Origin of the sequence: Dactylosporangium sucinum (assembly GCF_014647515.1) — a bacterium.
GTDB classification, from domain to species: Bacteria; Actinomycetota; Actinomycetes; order Mycobacteriales; family Micromonosporaceae; genus Dactylosporangium; species Dactylosporangium sucinum.
This window is the reverse complement of record NZ_BMPI01000032.1, coordinates 88,596-102,428: the sequence shown is the minus strand read 5'-3', so window position 1 is coordinate 102,428 and position 13,833 is coordinate 88,596. Positions and strand designations below refer to the sequence as shown.

Genomic DNA, 13,833 nt, shown 5'->3' with positions numbered 1-13,833 from the left:
GTGGTCGGCCGGGCCGCTGCCCGCCGGCACCGCCGGCGACATCGACCGCACCACCCTGGTGGACTACTGGGAGGCCCAGGTCCAGGCCCGTCACCTGGACCTGGCGCTGCGCTGGCTGCAGGCCCAGAAGGAGGGCTTCTACACCATCGGCTCCAGCGGCCACGAGAGCAACGCCGCCGTCGCCCTCGCGCTGCGCCCGACCGACCCGGCGCTGCTGCACTACCGCTCCGGCGGGTTCTACGCCGCCCGGGCCGGCCAGGTGCCCGGGGCCACCCCGATCGCCGACGTGCTGCACTCGGCGGCGGCGTCCCGGCGCGACCCGATCTCCGGCGGCCGGCACAAGGTCTTCGGCCACCGTGCCCTGAACATCATCCCGCAGACCTCGACGATCGCCTCGCACCTGCCGCGCGCGATGGGCCTGGCCTTCAACCTGGGCCGGGCGACCGGCACCGGGCAGTTCCCGGACGACACGGTCGTGGTGTGCAGCTTCGGCGACGCCTCGCTGAACCACTCCACCGCGGCCGGCGCGCTCAACGCCGTCGGCTACAGCGCCCACCAGGGCCTGCCGGTGCCGCTGCTGCTCGTCTGCGAGGACAACGGCATCGGGATCAGCACCCGCTCGCCGCACGGCTGGGTGCGCCGCGCGCTGTCGTCGCTGCCCGGCATCGAGTACGTCCACGCCGACGGCACCGACCCGGCCGGCCTGCTCGCGGTCGCCGCCGCCGCGGCGCGCCGGGTCCGGGACGAGCGCCGCCCGATCGTGCTGCACCTGGGCACCGTGCGGTTCATGGGCCACGCCGGCTCCGACGCGGAGCTGGCCTACCGCGGCCGGTCCGAGATCCTCGCCGACTACGACCGCGACCCGATCCTGGCCACGGCGGCGCAACTGGCCCGCCGCGGCATCCTGAGCCCGGCCGAGAGCCTCGCCCGCTACGAGCACGCCCGCAAGCTCGTCATGGACGAGGCCCGGCTGCTCGTGGGGCGGGTCGAGCGGCTGGCCGACCCGGCGGCGGTGACCGCGCCGCTGACCGCCCGCCGGCCGGACGCGGTCAGCGCGGCCGCCGCGCGCGCCGGAGCGGGCCGCGAGGCCGTCTTCGGCGGCAGGCTTCCGGAGGAGCGCGGCCCGCTCACCCTCGCCCAGTCGATCAACGCGGCGCTGCACGACGCAATGCTGGCCCGGCCCGGCGCGCAGGTGTTCGGCGAGGACGTGGCCCGCAAGGGCGGCGTCTACGGCGTCACCCGCGGGCTGCGCAAGGCGTTCGGCGGCGGCCGGGTCTTCGACACGCTGCTCGACGAGCAGTCGATCCTCGGGCTGGCGCTCGGCGGCGCCCTGGCCGGCACCCTGCCCATCCCGGAGATCCAGTACCTCGCCTACCTGCACAACGCCGAGGACCAGCTGCGCGGCGAGGCCGCGTCGCTGCGGTTCTTCTCGGCCGGGCAGTACCAGAACGGCATGGTCGTGCGGATCGCCGGCCTGGCGTACCAGAAGGGCTTCGGCGGCCACTTCCACAACGACAACTCGGTCGCGGTGCTGCGCGACATCCCCGGCCTCGCCCTCGCGGTCGCGTCGCACCCGGCCACCGCCCCGGCCCTGCTGCGCCAGTGCCTCGCCCTGGCCGAGCAGGAGGGCCGGGTGTGCGTCCTGCTGGAGCCGATCGCCCTGTACCACACGCGCGACCTGCACGCCGAGGGCGACGGCGGCTGGCTCGCCCCCTACGCGGCGCCGTCGGCGTGGCCCGAGGCCCCGCTCGGCGCGGTCCGCACCGTCCGCGGCGGCGGCGACCTGGCGATCGTCACCTTCGGCAACGGCGTGCCGATGAGCCTGCGGGTCGCCGCGACGCTCGCCGCCGAGGGCGCCGAGACCCGCGTGGTCGACCTGCAGTGGCTCGCGCCGCTGCCGGCGGAGGCCATGCACGCCGCCCTGGACGGGGTCGCCCGCGTGCTCGTCGTCGACGAGACCCGGGTGAGCGGCGGGGTCTCCGAGGCGGTCGTCGCGGCCCTGGTCGACGCCGGCTTCGCCGGCCGGATCGCCCGCGTCAACAGCATCGACAGCTACGTGCCGCTCGGCCCGGCGGCCGACCAGGTGCTGCTCGGCGAACCCGACATCCTGGCGGCGGCCCGCGCGATGCTTGCCTGACAAATTCATCTCTTGCGCGGATAGGTTTGTAATGGAAACCTATCGGCATGACTTCCGATGCGGTTCCCGCCGGCGCTGACCCGCGCCGGCTGCTCACCGCCGGCAACCTCTCCCTGTCCCGCCGAGGTCTCATCACGGCCGCACTGGCCGCCGGTGTCACCGTTCCGCTCGGCCTCGGGGGGCGAGCGTCTGCGGTCCCGGCGGCGGGTCCCGGTGGCCCGCCCCGGCTGGTGCTGCCTGTGCCGACCGGGCCGTTCCCGGTCGGCACGGTCGCACTGCGCCTCGTCGACCGGTCCCGGCCGGACCCGTACGCCGGCCCGGGGCGCTTCCGCGAGCTGATGGTCAGCGTCTGGTACCCGGCCCGCGACGTCACCCGCTACCCGCGGGCGCCGTGGATGCCCGAGGCGTCCATGCGCGCGCTGCTCGCGGGCAGCGGCCTGCCCGGTGACGCGGCACTGGCGCCGATCACCGCGGGCCGGCAGGGCGCGCCGGTGCGGCGCACGGGCGAGCGGCTGCCGGTCGTGGTGTTCTCGCACGGCGCGCACGACCAGCGCGCCAGCCACACGACCGTCGTGCAGGAGTTGGCCAGCCACGGCTACGTGGTGCTCACCGTCGCCCACACCTACGACACCTACGTCGAGTTCCCCGACGGCCGGGTCCTCGAGCCGAGCAGGGAGATCCCGATGGGCTCGCGGGACTTCGCCGACGACATCCCGTTCGTCCTGGACTGCGTCGAGGACCTCGCCGCCGGGCGCAACCCCGATGCCGACGGCCGGCCGCTGCCGGCCGGCCTGCGCGGCGCCCCCGACCCGCGGAGCATCGGCGTCTTCGGCGCGTCGAAGGGCGCCACGGCGACCGTCTGGGCGATGCTCGCGGACCCGCGCATCCGGGCCGGGCTGAGCCTCGACGGCCCGATGGAGCCGAGGGTCGAGACCGACATCGACCGGCCCGTCATGCTGGTGACCGCCGCCTACCCCCGCACCGAGGAGCCGGTCGCCCAGGCCTGGTCGCACCTGACCGGGTGGCGGCGCAACATCGAGGCCGACGGTGCCGTCCACGCCTCGTTCGGCGACTACAAGGTGCTGCTGACGCAGCTGGCGCCGATCGTCGGCATGAGCGACGAGGCGCTGCGCGACTGGGTCGGCACCATCCCGCCGGCCCGCGCGGTGCGCATCCAGCAGGCCTACCCGCTCGCCTTCTTCGACCAGCACCTGCGCCACCGGCGGCAGCGCCTGCTCGAGGGCCCCAGCCGCGCCTTCCCCGAGGTGCGGTTCATTCCGTGACGGCAGGAGCGGCGGCCCACCCGGGAGACTTCGGGTAGGCCGCCGCCGTTTTCCTCAGTAACCCAGCTCGGGCTGCCGCTTGGTGCCAGCCAGCGGCGCCCCGGCCAGGAAACGGTCGAGGTTGGCGCGGAAGTCGGCGCCGAGCCGCTGCAGGTTGCCCGACCCCCGGAACGACGTGTGCGGGGTGATCGTCGTGTTCGGCAGGTCCCACAGCCGGTGCTCCGGCGGCAGTGGCTCCTCCTCGAAGACGTCGAGGACGGCGGCGCCGATCCGCCCGCCGCGCATGGCGTCCACGAGCGCATCCTCGACGACCAGCGCGCCCCGGCCGACGTTCACCAGCACCGCGCTCGCCCGCATGGCCGCGAAATGCCCGGCCCCGAAGAAGTACCGGTTCTCCGTCGTCAGCGGCATCGCCAGTACCACCGCGTCCGCCTCGGGCAGGAGGGCGAAGTGCTCGGCGAACGGCACGACCCGCGCGAAGCCGTCGACCGGGGCGCCCGTGCGGTTGACGCCGATCACGGTGGCGCCCAGGGCGGTCGCGCGCCATGCCACCTCGGAGCCGATCCCGCCGGTGCCGAAGACCAGCATCGTGCTGCCGATGACGTCGTTGGCGACGAGGCGGATCCACTCGTGCCGCTGCTGGGCCTCCCGCAGCGCCGGGAACGCCCGGCCGTGCATGAGCACCGCGCCGATGACGTACTCGGCGATCGGCACGTTGTAGGAGTTGGGCGAGCGGGTGTAGATCAGGCCCTCGTCGAGGCGGCGCCGCCAGACCGCGCCGCCGACCCAGTCGAAGCCGGCGGCGGTGATCTGCACCCAGCGCAGCCGGTCGCACTTGCTCAGCAGCTCCTCGAACGTGTCCTCGTTCATCGCGCTGCGCAGGATCACCTCGGCGTCGAGCCACTCGTCGCGCACCGGCTCGTCGTCCGGGATCGGCGTGAAGCGGCAGCCGGGGTAGTCCGCCCGCAGCCCCGGGATCAGCTCGGCGAGGTTCGGCGTGAGCAGTACGTGCGGGCCCGTCACGAGCCCTCCTGAGCCTTCTTCTTCCGGTTGTTGTAGGTGACGCCGCCCTTGGCCCAGTTGTCGTAGGAGACCTCGTAGAGCAGGACGTGGGTGTTCTCGCGGGGCGAGCCGTACTTGACCAGGACGTCGGTCAGCTCGGCGATGATCGCCTCCTTGGTCTCCTGGTCGCGGTGGCCGATCTCGGCCCGGATGATCGCCATGGTGTTCAGTGCTCCTTCGTCGCCGTCGCGAAATCGGGGTTGCGGGAGTACTCGGACGTGACCGCCAGGTAGGCGAAGGCGTGCGTGACGCCGGTCCGCAGGACGCCGTCGAAGACCTCGCGGGCCTTGACGACGTCGCCGTTGTAGTAGTGCCAGTTGCCCAGGCCGTAGCCCTGGGTGACGGTCTTGAGGCTGTCGCCGTCGCACATCGCCCACAGCTGCTCGGGGCTGAGCTCGCCGGTGTAGAGGCGCATCCGGCCCTCGTAGCCGACCAGGTGGTCCTCGTCGACGACCGTGATCTGCCGGAACCGGTCCAGCACCCGCTCGGCCTCGTCCGCCCGGCCGAGCCGTCGCAGCGCCATGTACTGCCAGTCCTGCGATGCGACGACCCCCTCCTGATGGCGGGCGGAGCGCTCGGCCGCGCGGAAGCTGGGCAGGCAGCCTTCGAGGTCCCCGTCGAGATACTGGGCGACGCCGAGGTGGTACCACACCGACGTGTGCAGGGTGGTGTTGTACCGCGGCAGCGCGTCGGGGTCGGCAGCCGCCATCGTCTCGGTGAGGTGCTGGGGCCGCACCGCCCCGGGCCGGCCCAGGATCAGGCTGACGACGTCCTTCTCCACCTCGGGCTGGTACATCTCGTACTCGTCCTCGACCTCGTCGAGCCGGTCCGCGGCGGCGCGCAGGTCCTCGATCGCCCCCGCATAGTCGCGGACCGAGATCCGCCGGTGCCCGCGGAAGCGCAGCAGGCGCGGGTCGCCCGGCTCGAGCTCGAGCGCCTCGGTGAGCAGCGCGACGGCCTCGGCGTGCTTGTTGAGGTAGCCCTTGAGCCGGGCGGCGATGATGTAGCGATGGCTCAGGGGGACGTCTTCCATGGGGCGCCTTTCGGGTTTCGGCAGGGGGCGCCCGCGGGCGGGCGCCCCCTGCTGTCGGTCAGCGGTTGAGCCAGAGGTTGCGGTAGAAGCGGTACGTCGGGGTCGGGTCGCCGCGGTAGCCCATGACGTCCTTCTGCACGACGTCGAAGTCCGCGTTGAGGAACGTCATCGCCACCGGGCCGCGCTCGGCCAGGATCTTCTCGGCCTGCTGGTAGAGCGCCGCCCGCTTGTCCTTGTCGAGCTCGGAGCGGGCCTGCACGATGAGCGCCTCGTACTCGGGGTCGCTCCAGTTGCCGTAGTTCAGGCCGCCGCCCTTGATGAAGCTGGCGCTGAACCGCTCGTCCGGGTCGTAGGTCAGGCCGAAGCCGGACTGGTACATGTCGAACTCGCCCGACTTGGTCTTCGTGTCGGCGATCGTGGACTCGACCGACTCGATGGTCACCTTGATGCCGATCTTCGCGAGCTGCTGCTGCTCGACCTCGGCCGAGCGCACCTGGAACGCCGAGGTGGCGATGACCATGAGCTTCGCCTCGAAGCCGTTCGGGAAGCCCGCCTCGGCGAGCAGCTGCTTGGCCTTGTCGATGTTGGCCTTGGCGTAGACCGGCGTGGTGAGCGCGCCGTAGCGGTCCGGCGGCAGGTAACCCGCGTTGAGCGCGGTGCCGAAGCCGGAGTTGGCGACGTCGAGGATCTCCTGCCGGTCGAGCGCGTAGAAGATCGCCTGGCGGACCTTCACGTTGTCGTACGGCGCCTTGGACGTGTTGAGCCGCACGTGCAGCGACAGCGAGCCGGACCCGCCGTACCACTTGAGCTTCTCGTCCTTCTTCAGCGCGTCGATGAACTCCGGCGCGGGCCGCCAGAGGAAGTCGACGGTGCCGCTGCGCACGGCCGCGGCGCGGGCGTTGTCGTCCGGGTTGAACGTGAAGTCCATCCCGTCGAGGTAGGGCACGCCGGCCTGCCAGTACTGGCTGTGCTTGTCGAGCTTGATGGCCTGGCCCGCCACCCGCGAGGCGATCTTGAACGGGCCGCTGCCGCCGTCGACGGCGGTGTTGAGCCCGCCCTTCTCGTCGACCACCGACTTGTCCACGATGGACGACGCGGCGGTGGACAGCAGGGTCAGGATGGCCGCGTTGGGCTTGCTGAGCTTGAGGATCGCCGTGCGCTCGTCGGGCGTCTCGACCGCGGTGATGCCCTCGTAGCTGCGGGCCCGCGGCGCCCGGGTCGCCGGGTTCTTGATCCGCTCGATCGAGTACTTCACGTCGGCCGACGTCACCTTGCGCCCGCTGTGGAAGTAGGCGTTGTCGCGCAGCTTGAACGTCAGGGTCAGCCCGTCGCTGCTCTGCTGCCAGGACTCGGCGATGGACGGCTTGATCTCGCCGCGGTAGGACTCCACGAGCGACTCGTAGATCTGCTCGTTGATGACGAAGGCCGAGGTCTCGGACATCTTGTGGGGGTCGAGCTCGTTGGCGTCCAGCCGGATCATGATCCGCAGCCGGCCGCCGGACTTCGGCGTGCCGGAGGGCTGCGTCTCGTCCTCCAGGCGGACGTTCTTGGTCAGGCCGTCGTTGGTGCTGGTGCCGTTCTCGCTGTTCGGCGGCTCGCCCCCGGAACAGCCGGCCGCGAGCGCCACGACGACGCCCCCTGCCAGCACTCCGGTCATGAATCGCGTTCTCATGGGTCTCCTTGGCTGATCTCTCAACTCGCGCCTACCGGCCGGCCGGGCTCCACGCCTCCCCAAACACCCGCAGCCAGTTGCCGCCGAGGACCTTCGTCACGTCGGCCGGAGAGAACCCTCCGGCCAGGAGCGCCTCGGTGAAGTTGGGGAAGCTGCCGGCGTCGTCCATGCCGATCGCCCGCCGCTCCTCCCACTTCCAGTCGCCGAGCAGGCTCTTGAACTCCTTGTCCTTGAGCTGCTCGGCCCGCATGGCCTCGGTGAGCGTCTCGTCGTAGTCGGTGGCGATCGCGACGTGGTCGACGCCGGCGACCTCCACGACGTGGTGGACGTGCTCCACGAAGCGGGTCAGGTCCGGACGCCGGGTCGGCTCGTCCGGGTGGTACAGGAACCCCGACAGGGTGGTGATGCCGATGACCCCGCCCTGCTCGGCGAGCCGGCGCAGGAACGCGTCGGACTTCGCCCGGATGTGCGGCGACTTGGCGTCGCAGAACGAGTGCGTGACGACGACGGGCGTCGAGGACGCCTCCATGGCGTCGAGCCCCGTGCGCTGGCCGCAGTGCGAGACGTCCACGGCGATGCCGAGCTCGTTCATCGCCGCGACGAAGATGCGGCCCTTGTGCGTGAGGCCGGCGTCGACGTCCTCCCCGCAGCCGGCGCCGAGCAGGTTCTGCCGCTGGTAGGTGAGCTGGAGGATCCGCACGCCGAGGTCGTAGAACGTGCCGAGCAGGTCGAGGTCCACCCCGATCATCTCGGTGTCCTGCGGCCCGAGGATCACGGCCTCCTTGCCCTCGGCCTTGGCCCGCTCGATGTCGGCGACGCTCAGCGCGAGCATCGCCCGGTCGGCGTGCGCGTCGATCCAGCGGCGGCACCGGTTCACCTCGCGCAGCGCGGTGGTGGTGTTCGCGTAGGGCGCGGTCACGGTGTGGTTGACGGCGGTGACGCCCCCGCGGCGGATGCGGTCGAGGTGTGCGTCGGAGAGCTCGATGACCGTGCTGCCGTCCACGACGGTGGCCGCGGCGTGCAGGTCGGTCGAGGAAAGGGCGGGGCTTTCCCGGGCAGCAGAGTTCAACGTCATCTCCAGGATCGGATCTCCAGGATCAGTGGAAGATGCCCGACTCTACGAGCAGCGCCAGTTTGCTGTCCATAGATCTTACGAACTCGTCATAAACGAGCTTCAGAACGACGAATTTCGTCGAATCGGCGACCATGACTACATTCGCTTCCGGGACGCCGGTGCCGATAAGCCCCAAATCGGCCGGACGCCGTGCGGTGTAACGGTTTCGGGCTCGAAATCGCTGCGGTTCGATGCGATGTACAGCGGGCGATCGAATGTTTAGGCTTCTTTCCTGTTCGATGCCCGCGCGGCCGAGGGGGTCCTCCGATGCGCCGAATCCTCGCTGTCCTCGCCCTGGTCGTCACCGTGCTCGTCGCGCCGGCCCGGCCGGCCGCCGCGGCGGTGACCCCGCTGCAGGTCTACGGCGCCTGGCACTGCGGCAACGACTTCTGCACCTGGGGCGCCGCGCGCACCGTCGCCGAGTTCGACGCCCAGAACCACTGGCTGGTGGACCGCGGCGACGGCCGCCCGTCGGTGAACGTCGTCGTGCTGAGCTTCGTCGACCCGCTCAAGCTGTTGCGGCTCACCGACGACGCCACGACCGTCGCCGGTGTCCCGCGGGGGATGACACCGGAGATCGTCGGCTACTTCACCGGGCGGGGCATCCGGGTCATGCTCTCGATCGGCGGCATCACCTACACCGGCGCCTGGAACACCGCCCTCGCCGAGGACGCGGCGCGGCTCGGCCGCAACGCAGCCGCCGTCGCGCGGCGGCTGGGCGTCGGCATCGAGATCGACTACGAGGAGAACACCGCCCCGAACCTCACCGGGTTGCAGGCGTTCATCGACGCGTACCGCGCGGCGCTGCCGTACGACGCCACGGGCGCCGACCCGGCGGCGCGGCTGACCATCGACGTGGCCGCCGGCGACCGGTACCTCATCGCCCTCAACCGCAAGGCGACCGCCGACTGGCTGCGCACCGACCGGCCGGTCCTGGACTACGCCAACGCGATGGTGCCGGCGAAGCAGCCGTCGGCCAGCGCGGCCGTCGCCAACTGGCAGGAGCACCTCGACGGCAAGGCGCAGTACGCGCCGCCGATCCCGCCGCTGGCCCCGGCCAAGTTCACCGGCGGGCTGTACGTCGCCAACGGCGGCCGGCCGCTGCCCGAGTGCACCGACTTCGCGTCGTCGCTGCAGCGCTCCACCGGCACGTTCGTGCAGTCGGCGGCACCGCACGGCGCCGGCACCACGGCGGGCCTGCTCGGCTACATGTTCTGGGCCGCCGAACGCCCCGCCGTCCGCGGCATCGGCACCGTGCCGCCGAACACGTGCGAGGGCGGCATGGGCGCGGGCGCCACGGCGTACCAGATCCCGATCCCGATGCCGGCACTGCGGCAGAGCTGACCCGGGCCGCCGCCTGCCGGGTCAGGCCGGCAGGCGGATGCGGAGCACCGCGCCGCCGGCCGGGGCGTTCTCGATGGTCAGGGTGCCGCCGTGCGCGGTCACGATGTCCCGGGCGATCGACAGGCCCAGGCCGGCGCCGCCGCCGTCGCGGGAGCGGGCGTCGTCCAGGCGGACGAAGCGGTCGAAGACCCGTTCGCGGTCGGCGGGCGCGATGCCCGGCCCGTCGTCGGCGACCGTGAGCTCGGCGCGGCCGTCGTCGCGGCGCAGGGCGATCCGCACCCGGCCCGCGGCGTGCCGGGCGGCGTTGTCGAGCAGGTTGCGCAGGACGCGTTGCAGGTGCTGCGGGTCGCCCTCGACCCGGACCGGCGCCACCTGGGTCTCGACCCGCAGTCGCGGGTGCTGGGCCGTCAACCGGTCGCGCTCGGCGTAGACGAGGTCGTCGAGGTCGACGTCCTCGCGGCCCAGCCGCAGCCCGGACTCGTCGGCGCGGGCCAGCAGGAGCAGGTCGTCGATCAGGGCCGCCATGCGGGCGCTCTCGCGGTGCATGCGGTGCACGTGGGGCGCCGCCGCCGCGGGCAGGTTCGCCTGCTCCAGGATGTCCAGGCCGGCGTGGATGGTCGCCAGCGGGCTGCGCAGCTCGTGGCTGGCGTCGGCGACGAACCGGCGCTGCGCCGCGGTCGTGGCCTCGATCCGGTCGAGCATCGTGTTCATCGTCGTGGCGAGCGCCGCGATCTCGTCGGCCGTCGCCGGCACCGGCAGCCGGGTGTGCAGGTTCTGGGCGGTGATCGTGTCGGCCTGGCGGCGCATGGCGTCCACCGGCCGCAGGCTGCGCCCGACGAACAGGAACGTGGCCACCCCGACGACCGCGGTGAGCAGCGGCAGGCCGACGGCGAGCGCGCCGATGGTCGCCTCGGTGCCGTCGTTGACCTCGTCGAGGGACTGCCCGACGAGGACGGTGCGCGGACCGTCGGCGGTCGCGACCCCGGTGGCGACGACCTGGAACGACTCGTTGTGCGCGACGGCCAGCCGGCGCTGTTCGCGCTGGGTCTGCCCGGCCTTCGGGCGCAGCGGTGAGATCGGGTCGGCGCCGCCGACCTCCGCGGACGCCGCGACGACCCGCCCGTCGGCGCCGACGACCTGCACGATGGTGCGGTCCCGCGGCGACGGGCGCAGCACCGCGGTGAGCCCGGCCCCGCCGTCGCCGAGCGCCGCCGCGACCTGCGTGGCGCGCTGGGTCGTGGACTGGTCGACGTTCTGGATGAGGATGATCCGGGCCGCCACGACGAGCGCGACCCCGCTGAGCACCGAGGCGATCGCGACGACCGCGGCGGCGGCGAGCGCGGAGCGCATCCGTACCCCGACCCGCTGCTGCAGGCGACCGACGCGCCACCGTGTGCTGCTCATGGCGTGAACCTATCCGGACCGGCCGGTGTGCGTACCGGGCCGGGCCGTTCCCGGCGGGGCGAGATCGTCGCGGCCCGGGCCAGCCAGGCCGAGGCGACGCCGTCGCGCAGGGTGTTCCGGGGACGCCAGCCCAGGTCGCGGGCGATGCGGCCGACGGCGGCGACGACCTCCGGCGCGTCGCCGGGCCGCGGCGGGCCGGTCCGGGTCGGCACCGGCGCCCCGGCGACGTCGGCCACGGTGCGGATGACCTCCAGGACGGAGTGTCCCCGGCCGGCGCCGACGTTGTAGACGGTGGCATGGCGGCCCGTGGCGAGCCGCCGGGCGGCGCGATGGTGGGCGTCGGCGAGATCGGCGACGTGGACGTAGTCGCGCACGCCGCTGCCGTCGGCGGTCGGCAGCGCGGTGCCGGCCACCGTCAGCGGCACGCCGGTGCGCAGCGCGTCGAACGCCAGCGGGAGCAGGTTGGTGGTGCCGCGGTCGCCGAGGTGAGCGGCCGCCGCCCCGATGGCGTTGAAGTACCGCAGCGCGATCCAGGAGATGCCGTGCGCCTGACCGGCGGCGGCGACAAGTTGCTCGGCGACGAGTTTCGTCCGGCCGTACGGCGACAGCGGGCGGGTCGGTGCGTCCTCCGTCACGGTCGGGGTGTCCGGCAGCCCGTAGACGGCCGCCGACGAGGAGAACACGAGCCGGGTGACGCCGGCGGCGACCATCGCCTCGAGGACCGCGGCGACGACGCCCACGTTCTGCTGGTAGTACCGGATCGGCCGGGCGATCGACTCCGGTGCCGACTTGCTGCCGGCCAGGTGCATGACCCCGGCCACGCGGTGGCGGGTCAGGGCGGCGCGGACCAGCGCCGGGTCGCCGGCGTCGCCGACGACCAGCGGCACGTCCGGCGGCAGGCGGTCCCGGTCGCCGGTGGACAGGTCGTCGAGCACGACGACCGGCTCCCCGGCGGCCCGCAGGTGCGCGACCACGTGCGCGCCGATGTACCCGGCCCCGCCGGTGACGAGCCAGGTCACCGCGACACCAGCTCGTGCTCGCCCAGCGGGCCGAGGCGCAGGCCGCGGTTGCGGGTCCAGTGGATCAGCCGGGGGAGCGCGTCCAGGGTGCGTCGCCAGGAACCGGCCGCGGAGGTGCAGTCGGAGTCGTGCAGCAGGACGGTGCCGCCGCCGACGAGCGTGCTCGTCACCGTCCGCACGATCGTGCCCGGCGTGGCCGAAGCCTGCCAGTCGCGGCCCCACGCGGTCCACAGCTTCGGCTCCAGGCGCAGCCGGCGGCAGGCGACCAGCGCGCCGGTGGTCAGCACGCCGTACGGCGGCCGGTACCAGCGCGGTCCGCCGCTGCCGCCGAGCGCCCCGACGAGGTCCCGGGCGCGGGCGATGTCGTCGTACGTCGCGCGCGGGGTGCGCCACAGCAGGCAGCGGTGGTACCAGCCGTGGACGGCGACCTCGTGCCCGGCCGCGACGAGCTCGCGACCCAGCCCGAGGTCCCGTTCGAGCATCGTGCCGAGCAGGAAGAACGTCGCCCGGACGTCGTGGTCGGCGAGCAGCCGCAGGAACGCGGGGGTCGACGCCGGGTCCGGCCCGTCGTCGAAGGTGAGCGCCACGTGACCGGCCGGTCCGGTGCCCGCCAGCGCGGGCAGCAGCGCACGCCGCCCGGGTGCGTAGGCGGTGAGGGCCGGCAGCGCGTGCGCGGCGAGACCGGCCGCGACGGCCAGGCCGGCGGTGGCGGCGACGCGGTTCATGCCGCCACCGCCAGGTCGGCGAGCACCGACTCCGGCCGCAGCGGCGCGGGCGCGAAGGCGTTGCCGCCGGCGAGGGCCGCCCGCAGGCCCCCGGCCAGGTCGGCCCGGCCGCGCAGCCAGGGCACCCAGCCGATCCGGTCGAGGACCTCGGCGTTCGCGGCGCCGTGGCCGGGCAGGCAGCGGTAGGTCACCACCGGCACGCCGGCGGCGAGCGCCTCCAGCGACGACAGCCCGCCCGCGTTCTGCACGACGACCTGGCACGCTCGCATCAGGCCGGGCATGTCGTCGACCCAGCCGAGCGCGAGGACCCGGCCGGATCGGTTCAGCCGGCGCCGCAGGGTGTCGTTGCGGCCGCACGCGACGACCGGCACGGCCAGGCCGGTGGCGGCGATGTCCAGGGCGGCCCGCTCGACCTGGCCGACCCCCCAGGCGCCGGCGACGACGAGGGCCAGCGGCCCGTGAGCCGGCAGCCGCAACGCCGGGCGGCCGGTTCGCGCGGCCAGGTGCCGGACCGCCGGCGCGACCACCCGCACGTCGGTCGCGCCCAGCTCCTTGGCCTGCCGGGCGGTGTCGTCGTGCAGGGCCAGGTGCACGTCCACGCCGTCGGCGATCCACATCGGATGCACGGACAGGTCGGTGAGGTAGGTGACGACGGGCGTGGTGAGCCGCCCCTGCCGGCGAAGCCGGCCCAGCACCTGGCTCGCCAGCGGATAGGTCGAGACGACCAGCCGCGCGTCCGGTCCGACGGCGGCGAGGGTCGCCTCGTCGGCGGCCGCGGTGAGCGTCGCCGCCCGCCCGCTGAGCCGGCCGGCGCCGGCGAGGGCGAGCAGCCAGCCCCAGCTGCGCGGTGCGACGGTGAGCTGCCGCCGGTACACCTCCCGCAGCAGCACGCCGGCGCGGCGCGGCAGCAGGTCGACGAAGTCGTGGCGGTGGACGGCGCGCCGCTGCGCCCGCAGCCGCGCGGCCAGCTCTTCGGCCGCCCCGTCGTGACCGGCACCGAAGCTGGCCGAGACCACGACGACCGGTGATCCTCGCTGCAT

12 protein-coding genes are annotated in these 13,833 nt (G+C 73.6%); 3 read left to right on the top strand and 9 right to left on the bottom strand.

The annotated features are described in order from the left end of the window. Window positions 1-16: 16 nt before the first annotated feature. Window positions 17-2,137 (top strand): thiamine pyrophosphate-dependent enzyme, encoded by a 2,121-nt coding sequence (locus IEZ31_RS29720; protein ID WP_229835973.1) that lies wholly within the window; start codon window positions 17-19, stop codon window positions 2,135-2,137. Window positions 2,138-2,184: 47 nt separating this feature from the next. Then, window positions 2,185-3,420, top strand: a complete 1,236-nt coding sequence (locus IEZ31_RS29715) for an alpha/beta hydrolase family protein (protein ID WP_190253312.1) — start codon at window positions 2,185-2,187, stop codon at window positions 3,418-3,420. Window positions 3,421-3,474: 54 nt separating this feature from the next. Here IEZ31_RS29715 and IEZ31_RS29710 read toward each other — a convergent pair whose 3' ends face one another. The 5 genes from IEZ31_RS29710 to IEZ31_RS29690 are packed head-to-tail and all read right to left on the bottom strand — an operon-like array spanning window position 3,475 to window position 8,262. Further along, window positions 3,475-4,443, bottom strand: coding sequence for a D-2-hydroxyacid dehydrogenase (locus IEZ31_RS29710; RefSeq protein WP_190253311.1), 969 nt, complete (start codon window positions 4,441-4,443; stop codon window positions 3,475-3,477). Beyond that, a complete protein-coding gene (locus IEZ31_RS29705; protein ID WP_190253310.1) occupies window positions 4,440-4,643 on the bottom strand; it encodes a tautomerase family protein in 204 nt (67 codons plus the stop codon). The genes IEZ31_RS29710 and IEZ31_RS29705 overlap by 4 nt, the downstream gene beginning before the upstream one ends. A 5-nt stretch (window positions 4,644-4,648) precedes the next feature. Beyond that, on the bottom strand, window positions 4,649-5,515 hold the full coding sequence (locus tag IEZ31_RS29700; protein WP_190253309.1) for a hypothetical protein: 867 nt from the start codon (window positions 5,513-5,515) through the stop codon (window positions 4,649-4,651). A 58-nt stretch (window positions 5,516-5,573) separates the two neighbouring features. Then, window positions 5,574-7,187 carry an ABC transporter substrate-binding protein gene (locus IEZ31_RS29695; protein WP_190253308.1) on the bottom strand — a complete coding sequence of 538 codons (1,614 nt, stop codon included), beginning with the start codon at window positions 7,185-7,187 and terminating at the stop codon, window positions 5,574-5,576. Between the two features lie 31 nt (window positions 7,188-7,218). Beyond that, window positions 7,219-8,262, bottom strand: coding sequence for a dipeptidase (locus IEZ31_RS29690; protein WP_190253307.1), 1,044 nt, complete (start codon window positions 8,260-8,262; stop codon window positions 7,219-7,221). A gap of 306 nt (window positions 8,263-8,568) precedes the next feature. Between IEZ31_RS29690 and IEZ31_RS29685 the strand changes: the two genes are divergently transcribed. Continuing rightward, window positions 8,569-9,645 carry a glycoside hydrolase family 18 protein gene (locus IEZ31_RS29685; protein WP_190253306.1) on the top strand — a complete coding sequence of 359 codons (1,077 nt, stop codon included), beginning with the start codon at window positions 8,569-8,571 and terminating at the stop codon, window positions 9,643-9,645. A gap of 21 nt (window positions 9,646-9,666) precedes the next feature. Here the strand turns inward: IEZ31_RS29685 and IEZ31_RS29680 are convergent, their stop codons facing one another. From IEZ31_RS29680 to IEZ31_RS29665, 4 genes are read right to left on the bottom strand one after another with little or no spacing between them, the layout of a single operon-like run. Continuing rightward, window positions 9,667-11,049 (bottom strand): sensor histidine kinase, encoded by a 1,383-nt coding sequence (locus IEZ31_RS29680; protein WP_190253305.1) that lies wholly within the window; start codon window positions 11,047-11,049, stop codon window positions 9,667-9,669. Beyond that, a complete protein-coding gene (gene galE / locus IEZ31_RS29675; protein ID WP_190253304.1) occupies window positions 11,046-12,068 on the bottom strand; it encodes a UDP-glucose 4-epimerase GalE in 1,023 nt (340 codons plus the stop codon). The genes IEZ31_RS29680 and galE overlap by 4 nt, the downstream gene beginning before the upstream one ends. Then, window positions 12,065-12,793: a polysaccharide deacetylase family protein gene (locus IEZ31_RS29670; RefSeq protein ID WP_190253303.1), complete on the bottom strand. Its 729-nt coding sequence runs from the start codon at window positions 12,791-12,793 to the stop codon at window positions 12,065-12,067. Before IEZ31_RS29670 ends, galE begins: the two co-directional genes overlap by 4 nt. Beyond that, entirely contained in the window at window positions 12,790-13,833 is a 1,044-nt protein-coding gene (locus IEZ31_RS29665; protein WP_190253302.1) for an MGDG synthase family glycosyltransferase, read from the bottom strand. Before IEZ31_RS29665 ends, IEZ31_RS29670 begins: the two co-directional genes overlap by 4 nt.

Bases quoted from the DNA above. Each gene is read 5' to 3' on its own strand.
- IEZ31_RS29665 (WP_190253302.1), bottom strand. From the start codon at position 13,833: ATGCAGCGAGGATCACCGGTCGTCGTGGTCTCGGCCAGCTTCGGTGCC.
- IEZ31_RS29705 (WP_190253310.1), bottom strand. From the start codon at position 4,643: ATGGCGATCATCCGGGCCGAGATCGGCCACCGCGACCAGGAGACCAAG.
- IEZ31_RS29695 (WP_190253308.1), bottom strand. From the start codon at position 7,187: ATGAGAACGCGATTCATGACCGGAGTGCTGGCAGGGGGCGTCGTCGTG.
- IEZ31_RS29670 (WP_190253303.1), bottom strand. From the start codon at position 12,793: ATGAACCGCGTCGCCGCCACCGCCGGCCTGGCCGTCGCGGCCGGTCTC.
- IEZ31_RS29690 (WP_190253307.1), bottom strand. From the start codon at position 8,262: ATGACGTTGAACTCTGCTGCCCGGGAAAGCCCCGCCCTTTCCTCGACC.
- IEZ31_RS29685 (WP_190253306.1), top strand. From the start codon at position 8,569: ATGCGCCGAATCCTCGCTGTCCTCGCCCTGGTCGTCACCGTGCTCGTC.
- IEZ31_RS29680 (WP_190253305.1), bottom strand. From the start codon at position 11,049: ATGAGCAGCACACGGTGGCGCGTCGGTCGCCTGCAGCAGCGGGTCGGG.
- IEZ31_RS29715 (WP_190253312.1), top strand. From the start codon at position 2,185: ATGACTTCCGATGCGGTTCCCGCCGGCGCTGACCCGCGCCGGCTGCTC.
- IEZ31_RS29700 (WP_190253309.1), bottom strand. From the start codon at position 5,515: ATGGAAGACGTCCCCCTGAGCCATCGCTACATCATCGCCGCCCGGCTC.